The sequence below is a fragment of the Nocardiopsis protaetiae genome (genome assembly GCF_045446735.1).
In the GTDB taxonomy this organism is placed as follows: Bacteria; Actinomycetota; Actinomycetes; order Streptosporangiales; family Streptosporangiaceae; genus Nocardiopsis; species Nocardiopsis protaetiae.
In genome coordinates, this window is sequence record NZ_JBJJBV010000158.1 from 1 (window position 1) to 21707 (window position 21707).

At 75.5% G+C, this 21707-nt stretch carries 22 protein-coding genes; 14 read left to right on the forward strand and 8 right to left on the reverse strand.

Annotated features, from left to right (window positions below; all coding sequences use genetic code 11):
• From pcaH to ACJOT3_RS22220, 5 genes are all read left to right on the forward strand, one after another.
• The coding region (gene pcaH / locus ACJOT3_RS22200) for a protocatechuate 3,4-dioxygenase subunit beta (protein WP_406975010.1) at positions 1-687 on the forward strand (687 nt) is incomplete at its 5' end.
• Positions 684-1286: a protocatechuate 3,4-dioxygenase subunit alpha gene (gene pcaG, locus ACJOT3_RS22205; RefSeq protein WP_406975011.1), complete on the forward strand. Its 603-nt coding sequence runs from the start codon at positions 684-686 to the stop codon at positions 1284-1286. The genes pcaH and pcaG, both read left to right, overlap by 4 nt.
• Entirely contained in the window at positions 1283-2539 is a 1257-nt protein-coding gene (locus tag ACJOT3_RS22210; protein ID WP_406975012.1) for a lyase family protein, read from the forward strand. Before pcaG ends, ACJOT3_RS22210 begins: the two co-directional genes overlap by 4 nt.
• On the forward strand, positions 2536-3756 hold the full coding sequence (gene pcaDC / locus ACJOT3_RS22215) for a bifunctional 3-oxoadipate enol-lactonase/4-carboxymuconolactone decarboxylase PcaDC (RefSeq protein ID WP_406975013.1): 1221 nt from the start codon (positions 2536-2538) through the stop codon (positions 3754-3756). Before ACJOT3_RS22210 ends, pcaDC begins: the two co-directional genes overlap by 4 nt.
• 40 nt (positions 3757-3796) lie before the next feature.
• On the forward strand, positions 3797-4084 hold the full coding sequence (locus tag ACJOT3_RS22220) for a hypothetical protein (RefSeq protein ID WP_406975014.1): 288 nt from the start codon (positions 3797-3799) through the stop codon (positions 4082-4084).
• 60 nt (positions 4085-4144) lie between these two features.
• Here the strand turns inward: ACJOT3_RS22220 and ACJOT3_RS22225 are convergent, their stop codons facing one another.
• Both ACJOT3_RS22225 and ACJOT3_RS22230 read right to left on the reverse strand, forming a co-directional pair.
• A complete protein-coding gene (locus tag ACJOT3_RS22225) occupies positions 4145-5002 on the reverse strand; it encodes an NAD(P)H-binding protein (RefSeq protein ID WP_406975015.1) in 858 nt (285 codons plus the stop codon).
• A gap of 142 nt (positions 5003-5144) precedes the next feature.
• Positions 5145-6326 (reverse strand): AI-2E family transporter, encoded by a 1182-nt coding sequence (locus ACJOT3_RS22230; protein WP_406975029.1) that lies wholly within the window; start codon positions 6324-6326, stop codon positions 5145-5147.
• Between the two features lie 220 nt (positions 6327-6546).
• Between ACJOT3_RS22230 and ACJOT3_RS22235 the strand changes: the two genes are divergently transcribed.
• The 3 genes from ACJOT3_RS22235 (at position 6547) to ACJOT3_RS22245 (ending at position 9029) form a co-directional block, all read left to right on the forward strand.
• Positions 6547-6936: a winged helix-turn-helix transcriptional regulator gene (locus ACJOT3_RS22235; protein WP_406975016.1), complete on the forward strand. Its 390-nt coding sequence runs from the start codon at positions 6547-6549 to the stop codon at positions 6934-6936.
• 124 nt (positions 6937-7060) lie between these two features.
• Entirely contained in the window at positions 7061-7990 is a 930-nt protein-coding gene (locus ACJOT3_RS22240; protein ID WP_406975017.1) for a universal stress protein, read from the forward strand.
• Between the two features lie 4 nt (positions 7991-7994).
• Positions 7995-9029 carry a methyltransferase gene (locus ACJOT3_RS22245; RefSeq protein ID WP_406975018.1) on the forward strand — a complete coding sequence of 345 codons (1035 nt, stop codon included), beginning with the start codon at positions 7995-7997 and terminating at the stop codon, positions 9027-9029.
• Positions 9030-9109: 80 nt separating this feature from the next.
• Here the strand turns inward: ACJOT3_RS22245 and ACJOT3_RS22250 are convergent, their stop codons facing one another.
• Complete coding sequence (locus ACJOT3_RS22250) at positions 9110-9928, reverse strand: NAD(P)H-binding protein (protein ID WP_406975019.1); 819 nt, start codon at positions 9926-9928, stop codon at positions 9110-9112.
• Positions 9929-10067: 139 nt separating this feature from the next.
• Between ACJOT3_RS22250 and ACJOT3_RS22255 the strand changes: the two genes are divergently transcribed.
• Positions 10068-10784: a DNA alkylation repair protein gene (locus ACJOT3_RS22255; protein WP_406975020.1), complete on the forward strand. Its 717-nt coding sequence runs from the start codon at positions 10068-10070 to the stop codon at positions 10782-10784.
• 193 nt (positions 10785-10977) lie between these two features.
• Here the strand turns inward: ACJOT3_RS22255 and ACJOT3_RS22260 are convergent, their stop codons facing one another.
• The 3 genes from ACJOT3_RS22260 to ACJOT3_RS22270 form a co-directional block, all read right to left on the reverse strand.
• The gene (locus tag ACJOT3_RS22260) at positions 10978-11652 is read right to left on the reverse strand and encodes a hypothetical protein (protein ID WP_406975021.1); all 675 of its coding nucleotides are present in this window, start codon (positions 11650-11652) and stop codon (positions 10978-10980) included.
• Positions 11653-11788: 136 nt separating this feature from the next.
• On the reverse strand, positions 11789-12403 hold the full coding sequence (locus ACJOT3_RS22265) for a pyridoxamine 5'-phosphate oxidase family protein (RefSeq protein ID WP_406975030.1): 615 nt from the start codon (positions 12401-12403) through the stop codon (positions 11789-11791).
• 223 nt (positions 12404-12626) lie between these two features.
• On the reverse strand, positions 12627-13580 hold the full coding sequence (locus ACJOT3_RS22270) for an NAD(P)-dependent alcohol dehydrogenase (RefSeq protein WP_406975031.1): 954 nt from the start codon (positions 13578-13580) through the stop codon (positions 12627-12629).
• A gap of 122 nt (positions 13581-13702) precedes the next feature.
• On the opposite strand from ACJOT3_RS22270, the gene ACJOT3_RS22275 reads away from it, so the two are divergent.
• Together ACJOT3_RS22275 and pdxR are read left to right on the forward strand one after the other, a co-directional pair.
• On the forward strand, positions 13703-14539 hold the full coding sequence (locus ACJOT3_RS22275; protein ID WP_406975022.1) for a TetR/AcrR family transcriptional regulator: 837 nt from the start codon (positions 13703-13705) through the stop codon (positions 14537-14539).
• Positions 14540-14552: 13 nt separating this feature from the next.
• Positions 14553-15992 (forward strand): MocR-like pyridoxine biosynthesis transcription factor PdxR, encoded by a 1440-nt coding sequence (pdxR, locus tag ACJOT3_RS22280; protein WP_406975023.1) that lies wholly within the window; start codon positions 14553-14555, stop codon positions 15990-15992.
• On the opposite strand, the gene ACJOT3_RS22285 is transcribed toward pdxR, so the two are convergent.
• On the reverse strand, positions 15905-17260 hold the full coding sequence (locus ACJOT3_RS22285) for an MFS transporter (protein WP_406975024.1): 1356 nt from the start codon (positions 17258-17260) through the stop codon (positions 15905-15907). The two genes, pdxR and ACJOT3_RS22285, sit on opposite strands and share 88 nt — an antisense overlap.
• 90 nt (positions 17261-17350) lie before the next feature.
• Between ACJOT3_RS22285 and ACJOT3_RS22290 the strand changes: the two genes are divergently transcribed.
• The 3 genes from ACJOT3_RS22290 to ACJOT3_RS22300 all read left to right on the forward strand — a co-directional run bounded on the left by ACJOT3_RS22290 (position 17351) and on the right by ACJOT3_RS22300 (position 20568).
• Positions 17351-17902, forward strand: a complete 552-nt coding sequence (locus ACJOT3_RS22290; protein WP_406975025.1) for a winged helix-turn-helix transcriptional regulator — start codon at positions 17351-17353, stop codon at positions 17900-17902.
• Positions 17903-18018: 116 nt separating this feature from the next.
• On the forward strand, positions 18019-18816 hold the full coding sequence (locus ACJOT3_RS22295; RefSeq protein ID WP_406975026.1) for a siderophore-interacting protein: 798 nt from the start codon (positions 18019-18021) through the stop codon (positions 18814-18816).
• 144 nt (positions 18817-18960) lie between these two features.
• Complete coding sequence (locus ACJOT3_RS22300) at positions 18961-20568, forward strand: glycoside hydrolase family 10-like protein (protein WP_406975027.1); 1608 nt, start codon at positions 18961-18963, stop codon at positions 20566-20568.
• Between the two features lie 317 nt (positions 20569-20885).
• Here ACJOT3_RS22300 and ACJOT3_RS22305 read toward each other — a convergent pair whose 3' ends face one another.
• Complete coding sequence (locus ACJOT3_RS22305) at positions 20886-21638, reverse strand: thioesterase II family protein (protein ID WP_406975028.1); 753 nt, start codon at positions 21636-21638, stop codon at positions 20886-20888.
• Positions 21639-21707: the final 69 nt, after the last annotated feature.

Consider the following 21707-nt stretch of genomic DNA (forward strand, 5'->3'; position numbering starts at 1 on the left):
CCCGCCCAGCCCGCCCTCGACTACCCGCCCTACCGCAGCAGCGCGCTGCGCCACCCCACCAAGGACCTCCACCACGCCGACCCCGAGACCATCGAGCGCTGGGCCCCCTGCTTCGGGGAGCGCGACGTGGACCCGCTGGAGGCCGACCTGACCATCGGCGGCGCGGGCGAGCCCATCGGCGAGCGCATGGTCGTCACCGGCCGGGTCACCGACGCCCGTGGGCGGCCGGTGCGCCGCCAGCTGGTGGAGGTCTGGCAGGCCAACGCGGGCGGCCGCTACGTGCACAAACGCGACCGCCACCCGGCCCCGCTGGACCCCGACTTCACCGGCGCGGGACGGTGCCTGACCGACGACGACGGGTACTACCGGTTCCAGACGATCAAGCCGGGGCCCTACCCGTGGCGCAACCACCACAACGCGTGGCGCCCCGCCCACATCCACTTCTCGCTGTTCGGGACCGAGTTCTCCCAGCGGCTGGTCACCCAGATGTACTTCCCGGGCGACCCGCTGTTCGCGCTGGACCCGATCCTGCAATCGGTCACCGACCCGCGGGACCGGGCGATGCTCGTGGCGGCCTACGACCACGACGTCACCACGCACGAGTGGGCGACCGGGTACCGGTGGGACATCGTCCTGGGCGGTGCGCACGGCACCCTCATGGAGAACGAGGAGGGCGACGACGCGTGAGCACCATTCCCGAGGGCGCCACGGGGGCGCCTCCGCTGCGGACCACCCCCGGCCAGACGGTCGGCCCGTTCTTCCACTACGGCCTGCCCTACGACGGCGACCGCGACCTCGTGCCGCCGGGCTCGGCGGGGGCGGTCCGGCTGAGCGGGACCGTCACCGACGGCGCCGGGAACGGGCTGCCCGACGCCCTGGTGGAGATCTGGCAGGCCCGCCCGGACGGCTCCGTCCCGCGCGAGGCGGGGTCGCTGCGCCGGGACGGGTGGACCTTCACCGGGTTCGGGCGCGCCTCGACCGGGCGCGACGGGCGGTACACGTTCAGCACCCTGGAGCCGGGCCCCACCGAGCCGGGGGCGGCGGCGTTCTTCGCGGTCACCGTGTTCGCGCGCGGGCTGACGGACCGGCTGTTCACCCGCGCCTACCTGCCGGACGACGCCGCCGCGCTGGCCGCCGACCGGCTGCTGGCGTCGCTGCCCGCCGAACGCCGCGCCACCCTGATCGCCCGCCGCGACGGGCGGGGGCTGGAGTTCGACATCCGTTTGCAGGGCGAGGGCGAGACCGTGTTCCTGGACCTGTCCGGGTACCGGGCGCGGACGCCATGACCGACCTGTTCTGGCCCGGGGACGAGCGGGCCGGGGACCTGTTCACCGAACGCGCCTGGCTGGCGGCCATGGTGGCCGTCGAGCAGGCCTGGGCGGACGCCCTGGCCGGGGCGGGCGTCGCCCCGGCCGCCGCCGACCTGTCCGGCCTGGTCGGTGCCGAGGACCTGCCCGCCCTGGCGCGCGCCGCCGAGGGCGGCGGCAACCCCGTCATCGCCCTGGTGGGGCTGCTGCGCGAACGCGCCGACGGCCCCGCCGCCCCCTGGGTGCACCGCGGGCTGACCAGCCAGGACGTGGTGGACACCGCGCTGGTGCTGTGCGCCCGCGACACCCTGGCACAGGTGCGCGCGGACCTGCGCCACCAGGTCGCCGCGCTGTCCGGGCTGGCCCGCGCCCACCGGGGCACGGTGATGGCCGGGCGCACCCTCACCCAGCACGCGGTGCCCACCACCTTCGGGCTCAGGGCCGCCGGGTGGCTGGGCGGGGTGCTGGACGCCGCCGACGCCCTGGACCGGCCGCGGCTGCCGGTGCAGATCGGCGGCGCCGCCGGGACCCGGTCGGCCGTCGTGGACCTGGCCCGGGCGAGCGGCGCAGCCGACCCGGTGGCCGCCGCGACGGACCTGGTGGCCGGGGCGGCACGGCGGCTGGGGCTGGCGGCGGCCGCGCCCTGGCACACCTCGCGCGGTACCGTCACCGCCCTGGGCGACGCCCTGGTGGCCTGCACCGACGCCTGGGGGCGGGTGGCCGCCGACGTCGCCACCCTGTCCCGGCCCGAGATCGCCGAGGTGGCCGAACCCGCCGCCGAGGGGCGCGGCGGTTCCTCGGCCATGCCGCACAAGCGCAACCCGGTGCTGTCGGTGCTCGTCCGGCGGGCGGCCCTGGCCGCTCCCCCGCTGGCCTCGACCCTGCACCTGGCGGCGGCGCTGGCCGTGGACGAACGCCCGGACGGGGCCTGGCACGCCGAGTGGGCGACCCTGCGCACGCTGGCCCGGCGCACCGCCACCGCGGCCTCCCAGACCCGGGAGCTGCTGGCGGGGCTGCGGGTGGACGCCGACCGGATGGCGGCGACGGCGGAGGGGGCCCGGGAGGGGCTGACCGCCGAGGCCCGCGCCATCACCGCGTTCACCGGTGCCGATACCCGTGCCGAACCTGTGGGAGGGGCCCTGCCCCTGGGCGCCGCCGACGCCCTCATCGACACCGCCCTGGCCCGCGCCGACCGCTTTCTGGACACCGACCCGCCGGAGACCGACACATGACGATCCCGCACATCACCGGAGCCGAACTCGCCGGAGGCCCCGACCTTCCGCTGCTGCTCGTGGGCCCCTCGCTGGGCACCTCGGCGGCGACGCTGTGGTCGGCGGCCGCCGACCGGCTCGGCGACGCCTTCCACGTGGTGGGCTGGGACCTGCCCGGGCACGGCGGCGCCCCGGCCGCCAAGGAGCCGTTCACGCTGGCCGAGCTGGCCCGGGGGGTGCTGGTGTTCGCCCGCGGGGTCACCGGCGCGCGCGCCGCCGGGGGCGGGGACACCGACCGCTCCTTCCTCTACGCGGGCGACTCCATCGGCGGGGCCGTGGGCCTGCGCCTGCTGCTGGACGCCCCCGAGGCGGTGCGGTCGGCGGCGCTGCTGTGCACGGGGGCGCGCATCGGCGAACCCGACGGGTGGCGCGAACGGGCCGCGACGGTGCGCGCCTCGGGCACCCCGGCCGTGGTGGAGGTCTCCGCCAGACGGTGGTTCGCCCCGGGGTTCGTGGAGCGCGAACCGGCCACCGCCGCCGCGCTGCTGCACGTGCTCCAGGACGCCGACGCCGAGGGCTACGCGCTGGCCTGCGAGGCCCTGGCCGGGTTCGACGTGCGCGACCGGCTCGGGGAGGTCACCGCTCCGGTGCTCGCCGTCGCGGGCGCCGAGGACGGGCCCACCCCGCCCGCGTCGCTGGAGGCCATCGCCCGCGGGGTGCGCCGGGGCCGGGCCGAGGTCCTGGACGGGGTGGCCCACCTGGCCCCGGCCGAGGCCCCGGACCGGGTCGCCGCCCTGCTGCGCGGCCACTTCGCCGCCCCGCCCGCCGCGATCCCTGCCGCCCCGCCCGCCGACCCGGGCGCCCTGACCCAGGAGCAGGTGCGCGCGGCGGGCATGGCGGTGCGCCGCGAGGTGCTGGGCGACGCCCACGTGGACCGGGCGGTCGCCGCGACCACGGACTTCACCGCCGACTTCCAGGAGTTCATCACCCGCTACGCGTGGGGCACCGTGTGGACCCGCCCGGGCCTGGACCGGCGCAGCCGGTCGATGATCACCCTCACCGCGCTCATCGCCCGCGGCCACCACGAGGAGTTCGCCATGCACGTGCGCGCCGCCGTGCGCAACGGGCTGACCGAGGAGGAGATCAAGGAGGTCGTGCTACAGAGCGCGATCTACTGCGGCGTCCCGGACGCCAACGCGGCGTTCCGCATCGCCCAGCGGGTCCTGTCCGAGGCGTGAATAATGGCCACGCCCGCGACAGGAAGGGGAGCGTCCGCCCATGGGACCGAGGCAGTGGTTCAGGAGGAGGTCCGGCGAGGAGCCGCGGACCTACGGCTCCCGGCAGGAGCTCGCCGCGGCGGAGGCGTCGGCGGAGGCCGCGGAGGAGCAGAAACTGGCGGCCCTGCAACGCGAGTGCGACAGGATCCACGCCGGGCTCGCGGAGATGTACTCCCGGCTGCCCGCGGACCGTCGGCCGGACATCCCCGCGGAGCCGCCGCGGTTCGCGAACCGTGACGAGGCCATGGCGTACATGGAACAGATGCGGGCCCTGCTGAAGCGGCGGTGAGGGCCCGCGGGAACGGGCCCCGGCACGGTCGAACCGGTCGCCGGGGCCCGCTCCCGTTCGTCAGGCCAGGTCGCGCAGGGTGTCCGCGATCGGGGTGGACGGGCGGCCGGTGAGGCGGCGCAGGTCGCCGGTGGGCTCGCCCAGGACACCGTCGCGGATGTTCGCGTCCAGGGCGGCCACGAAGGAGGCGGTGCCCTCGTCCAGACCGGCCTCGACCAGGGCCGCGATGTGCTCGGCCGTGGACAGGTCCTTGTAGACGACCTCCCTGCCCAGCACGGCCGAGAGCGTCTCGGCCAGCTCGGGGTAGGTCCAGGCGGTGTCGCCGGTCAGCTCGTACACCGCGCCCGCGTGGGCGGCCGGGTCGGCCAGCACCACCGCGGCGGCGGCCGCGAAGTCGCGGCGCGAGGCGCTGGGCACCCGCCCCTGTCCGGCGCCGCCGACGAACGCCCCGTGGTCGCGGGCGGCGTACAGCTGCGACTCGTAGTTCTCGTTGTACCAGTTGTTGCGCAGGACCGTGTGGGCGATCCCCGAGGCGGCCAGCAGCTCCTCGGTGGCCTTGTGGTCGGGGGCCAGCACCAGGGTGGTGTCGTCCGCCCTGGGCGCGCTGGTGTAGACGATGTGCCCGATCCCGGCGGCGGCCGCGGCCTCGACGGCGGCGCGGTGCTGGGGCAGGCGGCGGCCCGGCTCGCTGGTGGAGATCAGCAGCAGGGTGTCGGCCCCGGCGAGGGCGGACGGCAGGGTGGCCGGGTCGTCCAGGTCGACGCGAGCGGTGCGCACCCCCCGCTCGGCGAGCGCGGCCAGGCGGTCGGCGTCGCGGCCGGTCGCGACGACCTCCCCGGCGGGGGTCCCCCGCTCCAGCAGTTCCTCCACGACGAGGCGGCCCAGGTGGCCGGTGGCACCCACGATGACGACGGACATGAAGGGTCCTTCCGATTCCCCGGCCGGGACCTCCCCGGCCGTCGCCCAGGGTCAACCTTGCAGGTGGGAAGCACATTCCAAAGTTCTGGTACCCACCTTTTTGTCAGGTACCCACCTGAATGTTAGGCAAGAGGTCAGGGCGTCAGGGGGTCGTCGGACCCGGTGTGCCGGAACCGCCGCCGTCGTCCCCGCCGGGTTCCGCCCCGGGTTCCCCCGCGGACCCTTCCGGTTCCTCGGGCGGCGCCTTGGCCCCCGCCGCCACCGGTTCCTCCGAGTCGCTGAGCAGCGGATGCTGCGCCACCTCGTAGCGCCGGATGTAGGACCCCAGGAACGCCTGGAGGCTCGCCCCCATCGGCAGCGCCAGCAGCGCGCCCGGCGCCCCCATGATCGCCACGCCCGCCAGGACCGACCCGAAGGCCACCGCCGGGTGCATGTCCAGCGTCTTGGCGGTGATGCGCGGCTGCAGCACGTAGTTCTCGAACTGCTGGTAGACGACCACGAACACCAGCACCCACACCGCCGCCCAGGGCCCCTGCAACAGCGCCACCAGCACCGGGACGAACCCGCCGATGTAGGTGCCGACCGTTGGGATGAACTGCGACAGCACCCCCACCCACAGCGCCAGCGCGAACGCGAACGGCACGTCCAGCGCCACCAGCACCAGGTAGTGCGAGACCGCCGACACCAGGGCCATCAGCGCCCGGGAGTACAGGTACCCGCCGGTCTTCTCGATCGCGATCTCCCAGGCCCGCAGCACCTCGCGCTGGGTCCGCGGCGGCAGCACCGAGCAGATCACCCGGCGAAAGCGCGGGCCGTCGGCGCACAGGTAGAACGTGAACAGCGCGACCGCCAGCCCGTTGAACAGCAGCCCCAGCAGGGTCGTGCCCGCCCCCAGCGCGTTGTCGGCGATCCGCGAGGCGTACTGCTGGACCACCCCGCTGGCGCTGGTGACCTGCTCGATCAGGGTGGTGGGCGAGTAGTCGGTGCCGAACGTGGAGTTGGTCCAGACCAGCGCCGCGCGCAGCATCCGCGGCGTCTCCGCCGCCAGGGCCAGCACCTGCCCGATCAGCATGGAGCCGAGCATGCTCAGGAACACCCCGGTCGCCAGCACCACCAGGAGCATGACCGCGCCGGTGGCCGGGCCGCGGGGCCAGCGGCGCCGGTGCAGCCAGTTGACGGCGGGCTCCAGCGCCAGCGCCAGGAACAGGGAGATCAGCAGCAGGACGATGAGCCCCTGCAACTGGAGGAACAGCCACAGGGTCACCCCGAAGGCCGTGACGGTCCACATCACCATCAGCACCGCGCGGGGCAGCCACGGGGGCATGGTGCGCCGATCGGTGCTCGGGTCCTGGGGCGCCGGGGTGTTCGTCTGCAAGCCGGGGTTTCCTTGTCTGTGCTGCTCCGTGCCGGCCGCTCCGCGGCCCCGGGCCGTTCCCGGCCCGCCTACCGGACGATAGCCGCCCGGGGGCGTGCTCGGGCCTGCCGCACTCCCCTGACCGGCCGGTCCCGCCCGCCGGGGGCGCCCTGCGGGTAGCTTGGGGAGGGTGAGCATTACACGGGGTTTCCCCAAGGGCGAGGTGTTCAGCGCCGACTGCCCGTCCCGCCGACTGCTGGGCGAGGTGACCTCCAAGTGGGGTGTCCTGGTCCTGGTGGCGCTGAAGGACGGCCCGCTGCGCTGGAGCGAGCTGCTGCGCCGCATCGGGGGTGTCAGCGAGAAGATGCTCGCCCGCACCCTGCGCTCCTTCGAGGCCGAGGGCCTGGTGCTGCGCGACGCCCGCCCGGTGGTGCCCCCGCACGTGGAGTACAGCCTCACCGGGGCCGGTCGCGAGGTCACCGACCGGCTCGTCCCGCTGGTCGTGTGGGCCGAGGAGCACGCGGCCCGCACCGCCGGGGCCGAGGAGGGGGTCGAGGCCGGGGCGCCGACGCGCGCCTGAGCCCGGGCGGCCGGGCCCCGAGTTCTCCGCCACACCAGCCGTGTTCCCGGTTCCCGTACCGCCCGTGGGGCACACTCCTTGGAGGGCGCGGGCCACGGCGCCACGGGCGAAGGAGGTAGCGGCGATGACCGACGACCAGGGGCACATCCCGGCGGTGGTGACGGGTGTGGACGGCTCCGCCGAGGCGCGTGCGGGCCTGGAGTGGGCCGCCGCCGAGGCCGAGCGCCGGGGGTGGCCGCTCAAGGTGGTGCACGCCCTGTCCATGCCGGTCGTGATGAGCGTCTACGCCGGGCGCACCCGGTTCCCTCCCACCGAGGAGATCTCCGAGCAGGGGCGGCGCATCCTGGAGAAGGAGGCCGGGTACGCCCGCGAGATCCGCCCCGGGGTCGAGGTCCTCACCGACCTGGCGCTGGAGGAGCCCCCGGTGGCGCTGCTGCGCCGCTCCGACCCCGGCGACCTGCTGGTGGTGGGCTCGCGCGGCTTCGGACCGGTCCGCTCGGCCCTGGCCGGGTCGGCGGGCATCCGCCTGGCCGCCCGCGCCGCCTGCCCGGTCGTCGTGGTGCCCCGGCCGGCCGAGGGCGGCACGGTCCCCGTCGAGCCCCGCCGCATCGTGGTCGGCGTGGACGGCTCCCTGGACTCCCAGCACGCCCTGGACTTCGCCCTGCACGCGGCGGCCCGGGTCGCGGACGCCGAGGTGATCGTGGTCAACAGCTGGGAGGCGCCCACCCCGTTCGCGTCCAAGTCGCTGATCGCCTCGGGGTGGACCCCGCCCGAGGACTTCCTGGACCGGCAGTCGGAGGAGATCGTCGCCGGGGTGCTGGCCGAGGTCATCGACGAGGCCGTCGAGAACGTGGACGTGTCCGTGGTGCGCACCCGCAAGAACCCGGTGGAGGCCCTGGTGGAGGCCGGGGCGCAGGCCGACCTCATCGTGGTCGGCTCCCGGGGCCGCGGCAGCGTCCGGGGCGTGTTCCTGGGCTCGGTCAGCCAGGGTGTGCTGCACACCGCCACCGTCCCGGTCGCGGTCCTGCCCCGCCACGCCGAACCCGAGGAGTGACCCGTTGGGTGACACGAGCGAGAACCCCCACGCCCACCTCACCCTGGGCCGGATGCTGTTCGGCGGCATGGTCGCCCACCTGGTCGGCGGGGCCGTCCGCCTGGGCCTGCCCGACGCCCTGGGCAGGGGGGAGGCGGGCGCCGCCGACCTGGCCCGCTCCCTGGGTGCCCGCGCCGACACCCTCGAACGCCTGCTGCGGGCGCTGGCCGCCGTGGACCTGGTGGCCGAGACCGGCCCGGGCCGCTACTCCCTCACCCCGGCCGGGCACCTGCTGCGCACCGACCACCCCGACTCCATGGCGGCCGTCGCCCGGTTCTACACGGACCCGCTGCTGCTGGACTCCTGGCGGGAGCTGCCGCGGAGCGTGCGCGACGGGTCGGTGGCGTTCGAGTACGTGCACGGCACGTCGTTCTTCGAGTACCTGGACGGGCGGCCCGCGCTGGCGGAGATGTTCCACAACGCCATGGCCGACCGCACCCGCGGCACCGCCCGGGTGCTGCCGAACGCCTACGACTTCGCGCCGTTCACCACGGTGGTGGACGTGGGCGGCGGCGACGGCACGCTGCTCTCGGCGGTGCTGGCCCGCCACCCGCACCTGAACGGGGTGCTGTTCGACGCGCCCGGCGGCGCCGCCCGCGCCCCGGCGGTCCTGGAGCGGGCCGGGGTCGCCGACCGGTGCTCGGTGGTGTCCGGGGACTTCTTCCGCTCCGTCCCGGCCGGGGACGTGCTGCTGCTCAAGAGCATCGTCCACGACTGGGACGACGAGCGGGCCGCGGCGATCCTGGCCCGCTGCCGGGAGGCGGTGGCCAGGGGCGGCCGACTGCTGCTGGTGGAGCCGATGCTGCCGGACGGGCCCGGCGCGGACGAGTCGCCGGTGCCGTTCCTGAGCGACCTGAACATGCTGGTCAACACCGGCGGCCGGGAGCGGACCCGGTCCGATTTCGAGGCGCTGTTCGCCGGGACCGGGTTCGCGCTGGCGTCGGTGGGCGTCCTGGCGCGGTCCTCGGGGTACGCGCTCATCGAGGCCGTACCTGTGTGAGGCCGGGCGGCCGCTGACGGCGGTGTGGCCGCGGGCGGCGGCCGCCCGGCACCGGGTTCAGGCCCGGAAGGCGCCGGTGCTCAGGCGCGGAAGGCGTCGGCGTGCTCGCGCGCCCACTCGGCGAAGGTGAGCGCGGGGCGCCCGGTGACCTCCTCCACCGTGGGCAGCACCCGGGCGGCGACCTCGGGCGGGTCGGTGGCCAGGGTGATGCCGAACTCCACGTACTCCTCCGGGAAGCCCTGGGCGCGCAGGCGCTCGCGCTCCTGGTCCGGGGTCAGGTGCACCCAGGCGACCTCGCTCCCCAGGGCCTCGCCCAGCGCGCGGGCACGCTCCGCGGGGGTGAGCGCCTGCGGGCCGGTCAGGACCAGGTCGCGGCCGCCGTGGCCGCCCCCGGTGAGGGCGACGCCCGCGACGGCGGCGATGTCGGCCTCGTGGACGACGGCGCTGGGCCAGGCGGCCAGGGTGCGCACCGCACCCGACTCCCGCACGCCGGGGGCCCACTCCAGGGCGCCGGACATGAACTCCAGCGGGAGCAGCGCCGTCCACTCCAGGCGGTCGGTGCGCACGGCGTCCTCCAGCGGGCTGCCGCCGAACGCGCCCAGGACGGTGGCGCGACGCACCCCGGAGGCGACGGCCAGATCGACGATGCCGGCGGCGTCGTCGAGCTCGGCCCCGTCGTCGCCGCCGAAGGTGATGAGGTGGACGCCGTCCACCCCGGCGAAGGCGTCCTTGAGGGTGGCGGTGTCGGTGAGGTCGCCGCCGACCACCTCCACACCCGGACCGAGGTCGGCGCGGTCGGGGCGGCGGGTGAGCGCCCGGACGGGGTGCCCCCGCTCGACCAGCCACCGCACCAGGTGGCGTCCGACGGTCCCCGTCGCACCGGTCACCAGAATGGTCATGTCTCTCCCTCGTCTCATGCGTTCCGCTCGGACGGCCCCACTCTTTCGGGGGTGGAGGCCACTTGATGTCCTCCACTCGAACGAACTTTTCGCGGTTCGGCCCTGGCCCTGCGGGGGCCGTTCACGGTCCAATGGGCCCATGAGCGAACCACCCACCGCCGCAGCGTTCCTGGCCCGCCTCGACGAGCACCGCAGCGACGAGGAGCTGCGCAAATACCAGCGGTACTTCCGGTTCGACGCCGACGACCCCGACCCCGACGACCACTTCGTCGGGGTGCGGATGGGCACGGTGTTCGCGCTGGCCAAGGAGTTCCGGGCGATGGGCCTGGACGAGATCGAGAAGCTCATGGACAGCCCGGTCCACGAGGCCCGCGCCGGGGCGATGAGCATCATGGAGAAGAAGGCGCGGGACAAGCGGGCCACCCCCGAGGACGTGGGCGCGCTGGCGGAGCTGTACCTGCGCCGGCACGACCGGGTGAACAACTGGGACCTGGTGGACCTGGCGGCGTTCCACGTGGTCGGCCGCCATCTGCGCGAGCGGCCGCGCGACGTGCTGTACACCCTGGCGCGTTCGGAGAACCCGTGGGAGCGGCGCACCGCGATCGTGGCGACGGCGCACTTCATCGCGCACGGGGACCTGGACGACACCTTCGCGCTGTCGGAGATCCTGCTGGAGGACGACCACGCGCTGGTCCAGAAGGCGGTGGGGTGGATGCTGCGGGCGGCCGGGGACGCCGACCGCGACCGGCTGCTGGCGTTCCTGGACGCGCACGCGGGCGCGGCGCCGCGGCCGCTGCTGCGGGCCGCGATCGAGAAGCTGCCGCCGGACGTGCGCGCCCACTACCGGTCGCTCTAGGTGCGGCGGCCGCGGAGGCCGGAGGAGGCCTTCGTCCGGTCGGTGCGGGTACCGGCCGGTGCGGGTACCGGCCGGTGAGCGGCCGCGCCCCGGGGCTCCGGCGCCGCGGGTTCTCGGTGCCCGGCCACGACCGGTGGGAGCGCCGTGCCCCGGAGGACCGGCCGGGCCCCGGGCACGGCGGTGCCGCGGCGGGTCAGAGCAGTTGCGCCTCGATGTGGCGTACCCGCACGGAGCGGGTGGCCTCGGAGGTGAGGGGTTCCAGGGCGCCGCCGTCGCCGTTGTCGTCGTGCCAGCCCACCTGCCAGGACAGGGTGGCGGTGACGGTGTAGGCGCCCTCGGGTTCGGCGTGGGAGGGGCGCGTGTAGGTGTGGGAGCAGTCGTCGTCGGGGACCTCGCAGGTGAGGACGGTCCCGTCGCCCATCTCCCAGCGGACGCTGTGGGGCACCGCCACGACGGTGACCCGGTGGCCGCGGGCGGTGGCGGCGACGTGCAGGTCACGGCGGGCCTGGGGGCGCGGGCGCGGTTTCAGGGGGGTGTCGGCGGCCACGGCCCGGTCGGCCTGGCCCATGGGCGCGGGCAGGGGCATCCGGTCGCGGATGCGCTCGGCCAGGGCGCGGGGGTCGGGGTCGGCGGGCAGCCGCGGCCAGGCCCGGCAGGAGGCGGTCCGGGAGGGGTCGGCGGGGTCGGCCGGGACCGCGGGGACGGGTCGGCGGCAGGTGTCCGGTGCGCCCTGCCCCGCGTTCGCGGACGCGTCGGCGGCGGGGGCCGCGGCGGTTCCGGAGGTCCCCGGGGTGGCGGGGACCTCCGGAGCCGCGGGGGCCAGCAGCAGGGTGACGGCGAGGGCCGGGGGCAGGAGGCCGCGCAACACCAGGGCACACTCCTTCACGTGAGACTGCGACTACTGCGAGTGATCACAGCAGAACATAGTCATCCCGTGCGCCGCGCACAACCGGTTCCGCGCGAGCGGGGGGACCCGCGTCCCCCCGCACCCGGTGAACCCGGTGTCACGCGGGCGAGCGGTGCTCCCGCAGATGGCGCGGAACCCCGACACCCTCCTTCAGTCGCGGATCCGGCTCCGGTTCGCCGAACACCTGCCGGACCGGGACCAGCCCCGCCCACACGTCCAGGTCCATGTCCTCCTCGTCGTCCACCGGGGGCCCGGTACGGACCTTCACCGACGCCTCGGCCAGCGACAGCGCCAGCACCCGGGTGGCCGCCATCTCCTTGCGGTTCGGCTCGCGGATGTGGTCCCACCGCCCGGGGGCGATCTGCTCGGTCAGGGCCCGCAGCCCGGCCGTCTCCTCGTCCGGGTCGGTCACCACCCGCGGGCGGCCGTAGATCATCGCCGACCGGTGGTTGACCGAGTGGTGGAACGCCGACCGGGCCAGCACCAGGGCGTCCACCAGGGTGACCGTCACGCACACCTCGCCGTCGGTGTTCAGCGACCGCGCCCCCGTGGACCCGTGCAGGTAGAGGGTGTCGCCGATGCGCCCGTAGGCGGTGGGCAGCACGCGCGGGGCGCCGTCCACGACCACCCCCAGGTGGCAGAACAGGCCCGCGTCGAGCAGGGCGTACAGCTCGGCGCGGTCCTCGCGCTGCTTGTGCCTGCCCCGGCGCATCCGGGTCCGGTCGGTGGCCGACAGGGGTGCGGACGCGGCGTCCGGGGTGGACACGGTGTTCGGGGTGGAGGTGGTGTCCGGGTCGGCCGGGGCCTGCGGGGCGGGGGCGGCCGCGGTTTCGGTGGTGGAGAGCATGCCTCCACGTTAGGAGCCGGGTGGACCTCTGGACAGGGCCACTTCCACCCCGAAACGCACGACCACTTTTCGGGTCCGGGCGGCGGGTTCAGGCCGTGGTGTCGACGACCACCTTGCCGCGCACGCCCCCGGCCTCCAGCGCCCGGTGCGCCCCGGCCACGTCCGAGAGCGGGAACACCCGGTCCACCACCGGCCGCAGGTCGCCGGCCTCGGCCAGGCGGGCCACCTCCTCCAGCAGCTCCCGGCGCGGGTTGCCGCTGAAGAACCGCACCCGGCCGCGGCCGTGCACCGCCGAGCCCAGGATGTGGCCCAGGGACCGGAACGGGCGGTCCAGGTCGAACGACACCGCGACCATCCGCCCGCCCGGGGCCAGCAGCCGCCGGTAGGCGCGCAGATCCGTGCCGACGGTGTCCATCACCACGTCGAACCGGCCCAGGTCGGCCGGGGAGGTGGTGCGGTAGTCGAAGGCCTCGTCGGCGCCCAGCTCCCGGGCCAGGTCCAGGTGCTCGGCCCGGGCCAGGGCGGTGACGTGCGCGCCGTAGGCCTTGCCCAGCTGCACCCCGCTCACCCCGACGCCGCCGGTGGCGCCGCGCACCAGCAGCCGTTCGCCCGGGCGCAGCCTTGCCTTGTCGCGCAGCGCGGTGACGGTGGTGGTGGCCACCGGGATCGCCACCGCCTGGAGTGGGTCCAGCCCCGGCGGGACGGCGGCGAGCCGGTCCGGTGCCACCGTCGCGTACTCGGCCGTGGCGCCGAAACCGCGCAGCAGGCCCCACACCCGCTCGCCCACCTCGACACCGCGCACGTTCGGCCCCACCGCGGCCACGTCGCCGACGAAGTCCAGGCCCACCGCCTTGGGGAACCTCCCGAGGATCAACTCGCCCAGCAGGCCCAGGGCGCCCGAGCGGCCGGAGAGTTCGCCGCCGTTGACGCTGGAGGCCAGCACCCGCACCAGGACCCGGTCGTCTCCGGGGTCGGGGACGGGGCGGCGCCCCTCGTAGATCACCTCCGGCGGCCCGTACCGGTCGTACATCGCCGCGCGCATCTCCTGTGCCACCCGTCTCCTCCGTTCACGGTGGGGCGTGCGGACCGTTCCTCGGCCCGTGCCCCGTGAACGGTAACCAGCGAAACGGAGGGCACCGTCCACTTAGCGGTAATGTGAGACACATGCCCGGTGATCCGTCTCAGATCGCGCCGCCCGAGCCCGCACCGCCCGAGTCGGCACTGCGCGAGCCCACGCCGTCCCAAGCGGCACCGCCCGGGTCGGCGCCGACCGAGCCCGTACCGCACGAACCCGCACCGCCCGAGCCGACAGCGCCCGGGTCGGCACCTCCCGAGTCCGCGCCGCCCGAGTCGCCACCTCCCGAATCGGCACCGCCCGGGCCCGCGCTGCGCGCCGACGCCGCGCGCAACCGCGAACGCATCCTGCGCGCTGCCCGCGAGGCGTTCGCCGCCCACGGCATCGACGTGCCCATGGCCACCATCGCCCGCCGCGCCGGGGTGGGTACCGCCACCCTCTACCGGCGCTTCCCCACCCGCGACGACCTGGTCTCCGAGGCCTTCACCGACCAGGCGTCCGCCTGCGCCGACGTCATCGACCACGCGCAGGCCGACCCCGACCCCTGGCGCGGGTTCGCCGCCGCGCTGCACCGCATCGCGGCGATGCAGGTCGCCGACCGGGGGTTCGGCGCCGCGTTCCTGCGCGGCGCCGCCCTCTCCCCCGAGCTGGAGGAGCGCCGCGCACAGGCCGAGGAGGGGTTCGCGCGGCTGATCCGGCGCGCCAAACAGGCCGGGGCCCTGCGCGCCGACTTCGACCGCACCGACCTCACCCTGGTCCTGATGGCCGTCGGCGGCATCCGCGCCGACACCCCCGAGGCGGCCCTGGCCGCCGCCCGCCGCCTGGTCGGCCATCTGCTGCGGTCCTTCCACACCGCCCCCGGTCCCGACACCGGCCCGCCGCTGCCGCCGCCCGCCCCGGTCGGCCTGTACCACCTCCGCCTCTAGGAAGCCCGCACCCGTGCCCCGACAGCACGCCGAACCGGCCCTGCACCTGGACCGCTCCGACGGCGCACCGCTCACCCTCCAGCTGGCCGCGGCCCTGCGCGCCGCCATGGCCGGCGGGTCCCTCACCCCGGGCGAGCGGCTGCCCTCCAGCCGGACCCTCGCCGCCCAGCTGGGGGTCAGCCGCACCGTCGTCACCGACGCCTACCAGCAGCTGTACGCCGAGGGGTGGCTGGAGGGGCGGCACGGGTCGGGCACGTTCGTCGCCCCGGGCGCCGCGCCCGCGCCGGCCGAGCCCGCGCCCATCGAACCGGCCTGGCGCGCCGCCGCGGCCCGCAGCGCGCGTACCGGGCTCGAACACCGGCCCACCCGTTCCGAACTGCGCGAACGCGGGCTCATCGACCTGCGGCCGGGCACGCCCTGGGTGGGGTCGGTGGACCGGGCCGCCTGGCGGCGGGCCTGGCGCGGCGCCGCCGACCTGCCCCAGGACGACGACCCGGACCCGCGCGGCCTGCCCGGGCTGCGCGCCCTGCTCGCCGAGCACCTGCGCCGGGCCCGCGGGATCGCCGTGGGGCCGGAGAACATCCTGGTCACCCGCGGCACCGGCAACGGGCTGGACCTGGCGGGGGCGGCCCTGATCGCCCCGGGCGACCGGGTGGGGGTGGAGGAGCCGGGGTATGGGAAGGCCCGCACCGTGCTGGCCGCGCGCGGCGCGCGCATCGTTCCGTGCCCGGTGGACCACGACGGGCTGGTCGTGGACACGCTCCCCGACGGCCTGGGCCTGGTGTACACCACCCCGGCCCACCAGTACCCGCTGGGCGGGCGGCTGCCGGTGCCCCGCCGCGAACGCCTCATCGCCTGGGCGCGGGCGACGGGGGCGGTGGTCATCGAGGACGACTACGACGCCGAGTTCCGCTACGACGTGGCGCCGCTGCCCGCCCTGTACGGGATGGACCCGGGGCGGGTGGTGCTGCTGGGGACCCTGTCCAAGACCCTCACCCCGGACCTGGGCATCGGGTGGATCGTGGCCGAACCCGACCTGGTGGAGCACCTGGCGCGGGTGCGCCGCGACCTGACCGACCGCACCCCGGGTCCGGTGCAGGCCGCCACGGCGCTGCTGCTGGAGCGCGGCGACCTGGACCGGCACCTGCGGCGGATGCGCGCCGAGTACGCGCGCCGCCGCGCCCTGCTCATCGAGCACCTGGGGCCGCGCCTGACCGGGGACACCGCGGGGCTGCACGCGATGCTGCCGCTGCCCGCCGGGGAGGTGGGGCCGGTGGTCGCCGAGGCGGCCGCCCGCGGCGTGGTGGTGGACGACACCGGCCGCACCAGCCACGCCGCGCCGACCGTGCACGGTCTGGTGCTGGGCTACGGCTCGGCGTCCCCGCCGGAGCTGCGGCGCGGCTGTGCCGTGCTGGCCCAGATCCTGGACCGGCGGCTGGGCCCGGCGGGCTGAGCCGGGACGGAGGGTTCCGGGGCGCGGGTGCGGATCATCCAGGACAGCAGGGCGGCCACCGCGCACAGGCCCGCGGCACCGAACCAGGCCAGGGTGTACTCGCCGGTGCCGTCGCGGACGATCCCGGCGACCGCGGCGGCGACCGCCGCGCCGATCTGGTGGGCGGCGAACACCCAGCCGAACACGACCGGTCCGTCGGCGCCGAACACCTCCCGGCACAGCGCCACGGTGGGCGGCACGGTCGCCACCCAGTCCAGTCCGTAGATCACGATGAACACGATCATCGGCGGGTGCACCGACTCCGACAGCAGGAACGGCAGCACGGCCAGGCCCACCCCGCGCCCGGAGTAGTAGACCGCCAGCAGGATCCGCGGGTTGACCCGGTCGGTGAGCCAGCCGGAGGCGACGGTGCCGACGATGTCGAAGATCCCCACCAGGGCGAGCAGCCCGGCGGCGGTGGTCTGGGGCATGCCGTGGTCGTGGGCGCTGGGGATGAAGTGGGTGCCGACCAGGCCGTTGGTGGTCGCCCCGCAGATGGCGAACCCGGCGGCCAGCGCCCAGAACGTTCGGGTGCGGGCGGCCCGGGCCAGGGTGGTCAGGGCGGTGCGGGCGGGGTTGCCGACGGCCCGCGGCGGCGGGGTCCAGTCGGCGGGGGCGCCGTAGGGGGTGGTGCCCGCGTCCTGGGGGTGGTCGCGCAGGAGGAGCAGCACCAGGGGGACCACGGCCAGCGCCGCGGCGGCGATGAGCAGGGTGGCGCTGCGCCACCCGTGGGCCCCGGCGAGCCAGGCCACCAGGGGCAGGAACACGAGCTGCCCGGCGGCCCCGCCCGCGGTGAGGATGCCGATGACCAGTCCCCGGGAGCGCACGAACCAGCGGTCGGCGACGGTGGCGGCGAAGGCCAGGGCCATGGAGCCGGTACCCAGGCCGATGAGCAGGCCCCAGGTGGCGACGAGCATCCAGGGGGCGGTGGCCAGGGTGCTGAGCCCGGCCCCGGCGGCGACCAGGAGCAGCGCCGCCGGGATGACCCTGCGCATGCCGAACCGGGCCATGAGCGCGGCGGCGAACGGCGCGGTCAGGCCGTACAGCAGCAGGTTGACGGTGACGGAGGCGGAGACGTCGCCGCGCGACCAGCCGAACTCCTCCTCCAGGGGGAGCATGAGGGCGCCCGGGGCGGCGCGGAACCCGGCCGCGGCGATCAGGGCGAGGAAGGCGACGGCCGCGATGGCCCACGCGGGGTGGATCGCACGCGCACCGGGGGTCGTTCGCACGGGAGGGCTCCATCTGGCTATCTTGAAGAAAGTTGGTCGTCCGAGGCTAGCATCGGTACCGGACGGCCACCGACCCCGGGGAGGGACACGATGCCGCTGCGCTCCGACTGGTCCGGGCTGCCCTGTCCGATCTCCCGCGGGCTGGACGTGCTGGGCGACCCGTGGGTGGTGGTGATCCTGCGCGAGGTGTTCACCGGCAACACCCGGTTCGACGGCATCCGCGCCGCCCTGGGCATCGCCGACACCGTTCTCAGCTCCCGGCTCGCGCGCATGGTCGACCACGGCCTGCTGGAGCGCCACCCCTACAGGGAGCGCGGGCGCACCCGCCACGAGTACGCGCTCACCGAACGCGGGGAGGCCACCCTCCCGGTGCTGCACGCCCTGGCCCGCTGGGGCCGCGAGAGCGGCGACGCGCCGGACATGGAGCTGCGGGTGTTCTGCACCGACTGCGGCGACGAGGCGGCCTCCGCCGACTGGTGCACCACCTGTTCACAACCGCTGACCAGGAACAACACCGCCTGGCGCAAGCCGCGCTCACCGCACGTCCTGCGCCCCCTCGCCCCCGGCGCCACCCCCGTCGAGGCCCCCGTCACCCCCGTCGGGGACCCGGCCCCGGTCACCCCCGCGCCCCCGGCGGGTTGACCCGCGCCTCCACGGCACCGGACACCGGTCGTGGGACCCGGGTCGACGGGTGGGGGTTGGTAAGGCTAACCTCAGGGAAGTTCGTGCTCGTTCGTCCGATCCCGAGAAGAGTGCCCGTGCGTGTCGAGAACCCCGCCCACCGCGCCGTCATGCGCGCCCGCGTCGTGCGCACCGAACGGGTCACCAAGCACTTCATCAACGTGACGCTGGGCGGGGAGGAGCTCGCGGAGTTCGAGTTCCTGGGGCGCGACCAGTTCGTGCGGCTGTTCCTGACCCGGCCGGGGCAGGAGCGCCTGACCCTGCCCACCGCCGCCGACCGCCGCTGGGTGTCGCAGCTGTACGACATGCCCAAGGAGCGCCAGCCCTACGTGCGCAACTACTCGGTGCGCCGGTTCGACGCCGCGGCGCGGGAGATGGACATCGAGTTCGTCGACCACGGCGAGGGCGGCCCCGCCTCGGCGTGGGCGCGGGCCGCGCGCCCGGGCGACGAGATCGGCCTGCTCACCGACGGCGTCTACTACCTGCCCTCCCCCGGCGCGGCGTTCCAGCTGCTGGTGGGCGACGAGAGCGCGCTCCCGGCGCTGGTGTCGGTCCTGGAGCAGGCGCCCGAGACCCTGAAGGCCCGCGTGTACCTGGAGGTGCCCTCGGCCGACGACGTGCGCCCGCTGCGTTCGCTGCCGGGGGTGGAGGTGCACTGGCTGGCCCGCACCGACCCACACGAGGTGCCCGGGCGTCTGGCCCTGGAGGCGGTGCGCGCCGCCGACCTGCCCGATGAGCGCATGTACTGCTTCGTGGCCGGGGAGAACGCGCTGCCCACCGAGCTGCGCCGCCACCTGGTGCGCGAGCGCGGGGTGGCCAAGGACGACATCACGTTCATCGGCTACTGGAAGCACGGCCAGGCGGTCACCGACTAGGGCCACAGAACACCCGTTGGGTTTACCCGCAGAAGGTAAAAATATTCTCTTCGAGGCTTCTGCGTGTCTGAAATGTTATGCAATGACCTACTCTGAGGCCTGGTGCGCCGCACGGCGCCCCCAGCCAGGCCCCGAGGAGGTCATGTGGCACCCGGCCGACACAGCACCCGCCCCGCACCCCGCCCCTACCGCAGGTGGGCCGCCTTCGGCGCCGCCGCCGCGGTGATCGCCGCCGGATACGTGGTCGCGGGTTCCACCGACAGCCCCGCACCCGGCCCCGGTTCCTCCCCGTGCCAGGCCGCCGACGACAAGCGGCAGATGCGCGGCGCCTGGCTCACCACCGTCGGCAACATCGACTGGCCCTCCGAGCCGGGCCTGTCCGCCGAGGAACAGCAGGCCGAGCTGGACGAGCGCCTGGACGAGGCCGCCGACCTGGGCCTGAACACCGTGTTCCTGCACGTGCGCCCCACCACCGACGCCGTCTACGAGTCCGACCTGGAACCCTGGTCGCGCTACCTCACCGGCGAGCAGGGCGGCGACCCCGGCTACGACCCCCTCGAATACGCCGTCGCCGGGGCGCACGAACGCGGCCTGGAGCTGCACGCCTGGTTCAACCCCTACCGCGTCGGCATCTCCTCCGACCTGGAGACCCTCGCCGACGACCACCCCGTCAAGGAGCACCCCGACTGGATGGTGCGCTACGGCGGCGAGGGGTTCCTCGACCCCGGCGACCCCGAGGTCCGGGAGTGGGTCACCGACGTGATCATGGACGTCGTGGACCGCTACGACATCGACGGCGTCCACTTCGACGACTTCTTCTACCCCTATCCCAAGGACGGCGAGGAGTTCGCCGACGACGACTCGTGGGAGGCGCACGGCGGCGGCTTCGACGACCGCGACGACTGGCGCCGCGACAACGTCAACCGGTTCGTCGCCGGGATCCACGAGCGCATCCAGCAGGACAAGCCCTGGGTGCGGTTCGGCATCTCACCGTTCGGGATCTGGCGCAACTCGGGCAGCGACCCGGCCGGGTCGGACACCAACGGCCTGGAGTCCTACGCCGCCCAGCACGCCGACACCCGCACCTGGATCCAGGACGGCACCGTCGACTACGTGGTGCCGCAGCTGTACTGGGAGCGCGGGTTCGCCGCCGCCGACTACGAGGTCCTCACCGACTGGTGGGCCGACCAGGTCGAGGGCACCGGTGTGGACCTGTACATCGGGCAGGCCGCCTACCGGGCGGGCGAGCCCGGTTGGCGCGGCGACAACGCGCTGACCGACCAGCTCGACTACTCCGACGGCGTCGAGCAGGTGGGCGGCGACGTGTACTTCTCCTTCATGTCGCTCACCGAGGAGGCCGCCGACGCGTTCGGCCGCCTGCGCGAGGAGTACTACGCCGACCCGGCGCTGCCGCCCCTGGGCGACGTGGCGCCCGACGCCGACCCCGAGGTCGCGGCGGTGCGCGGGCTGAACGCCGACACCGGCGACGAGGGCACCGAGCTGACCTGGGACGCGGTGGAGGGGGCGCGCTCCTACGCGGTCTACCGCATCGACCCCGACCAGGTGGAGGCGGTGGCCGCAGGCGGCGTCGACGACGTGTGCGAGGCGCTGAGCGCCGACGCCCTGCTGGGTGTCACCGGCACCACCTCCTGGACCGACGGGGCCGACGCGGAGGGCGCCTACGTGGTCACCGCCCTGGACCGGTACCGGGTCGAGGGCCCGGCGTCCGACCCGGTGGACCCACGCGTGTGACCGCGTCCGCCCGCGGGCGGCACCGCGGAGACCGGCCGCGCCTCCCGTGGACCCGATCGGACCTGGTGGACCCGCGCGCGCAGGCTTCCGGGGCCGCCCCGGCCTCAGCGGCGGAGGGGCGGTGGACCCACGCGCGTGACGGCCTCCGCCCACGGGCGGTCCCACGGAGACCGGCCGCGGCTGGTTCCCCGGCCACCGCTCTGCGGGCCCGATCAGGCCCGGTGGACCCGCGCGTGTGACGGCCTCCGCCCACAGGCGGCACCGCGGAGACCGGCCACGGCTCCGGTAGCCGGGCCGTCCCCCTCCACCGGGCCGGATCAGGGCGCGAGGTCGCGGGTGAGGATGCGCAGCACCTCGTTCCGCCGCCGGACGGGGAAGAAGTGGTCGCCGGGCAGGACCTCCAGGACGTGCCCGCGTGTGGTGAAGCCGCCCCAGCGGTCCACCTCCGCAGGGGTGACCGAGGGGTCATCGGCCCCGGCCAGCGCCGTGACCGGCACGTCCAGGGGTTCGGGGGCGGCGGGCCGGTAGGCGTCGATGAGCCGGTAGTCGCCGCGCACCGCGGGCAGTACCAGGGACCGCAGGTCGGGGTCGTCCAGCAGGCCGGGGGGCGTGCCGCCGAGCTTCTCGATGACGGCGACCAGGGCGTCGTCGTCCAGCAGGTGGATCCCGGACGGGGAACCCTCCAGGCCGGGGGCGCGCCGCGCCGACGCGAACAGGCGCACCGGCGGGCCCAGCGGGCCGCCCGCCAGGCGGCGGGCGGTCTCGTAGGCGACCAGCGATCCCATGCTGTGGCCGAACAGCGCGTAGGGGCCGGTCAGGTGCCCCTCCAGAGCCGCGGCGGCGCCCTCGGCCAGGTCCTCCAGCCGCTCGGGCAGGGGCTCGCCGAACCGGGTCTCCCGGCCGGGGTACTGCACGACGACCAGCGCGTACTCCTCGGGCAGGTGGGCCGACCACTCCCGGTAGAAGTTGGCCGTCCCACCCGCGTGCGGGAACAGCACCACCGTGAGCCGGGCGCCGGGCCCGGCGTGGAAACGGCGCAGCCAGGGCGTCCCCGTCCCGGGAACGGTCATCGCGCACCCACCTTTCCGTGTCTGCGGCGGACGGTCCGCCGCCGCAGTCTCCCCCATCGGGCTCCTCCC

Bases quoted from the DNA above. Each gene is read 5' to 3' on its own strand.
- ACJOT3_RS22210 (WP_406975012.1), top strand. From the start codon at position 1,283: ATGACCGACCTGTTCTGGCCCGGGGACGAGCGGGCCGGGGACCTGTTC.
- pcaDC (WP_406975013.1), top strand. From the start codon at position 2,536: ATGACGATCCCGCACATCACCGGAGCCGAACTCGCCGGAGGCCCCGAC.
- ACJOT3_RS22220 (WP_406975014.1), top strand. From the start codon at position 3,797: ATGGGACCGAGGCAGTGGTTCAGGAGGAGGTCCGGCGAGGAGCCGCGG.
- ACJOT3_RS22225 (WP_406975015.1), bottom strand. From the start codon at position 5,002: ATGTCCGTCGTCATCGTGGGTGCCACCGGCCACCTGGGCCGCCTCGTC.
- ACJOT3_RS22230 (WP_406975029.1), bottom strand. From the start codon at position 6,326: ATGCCCCCGTGGCTGCCCCGCGCGGTGCTGATGGTGATGTGGACCGTC.
- ACJOT3_RS22240 (WP_406975017.1), top strand. From the start codon at position 7,061: ATGACCGACGACCAGGGGCACATCCCGGCGGTGGTGACGGGTGTGGAC.
- ACJOT3_RS22250 (WP_406975019.1), bottom strand. From the start codon at position 9,928: ATGACCATTCTGGTGACCGGTGCGACGGGGACCGTCGGACGCCACCTG.
- ACJOT3_RS22255 (WP_406975020.1), top strand. From the start codon at position 10,068: ATGAGCGAACCACCCACCGCCGCAGCGTTCCTGGCCCGCCTCGACGAG.
- ACJOT3_RS22265 (WP_406975030.1), bottom strand. From the start codon at position 12,403: ATGCGCCGGGGCAGGCACAAGCAGCGCGAGGACCGCGCCGAGCTGTAC.
- ACJOT3_RS22270 (WP_406975031.1), bottom strand. From the start codon at position 13,580: ATGCGCGCGGCGATGTACGACCGGTACGGGCCGCCGGAGGTGATCTAC.
- ACJOT3_RS22275 (WP_406975022.1), top strand. From the start codon at position 13,703: ATGCCCGGTGATCCGTCTCAGATCGCGCCGCCCGAGCCCGCACCGCCC.
- ACJOT3_RS22290 (WP_406975025.1), top strand. From the start codon at position 17,351: ATGCCGCTGCGCTCCGACTGGTCCGGGCTGCCCTGTCCGATCTCCCGC.
- ACJOT3_RS22305 (WP_406975028.1), bottom strand. From the start codon at position 21,638: ATGACCGTTCCCGGGACGGGGACGCCCTGGCTGCGCCGTTTCCACGCC.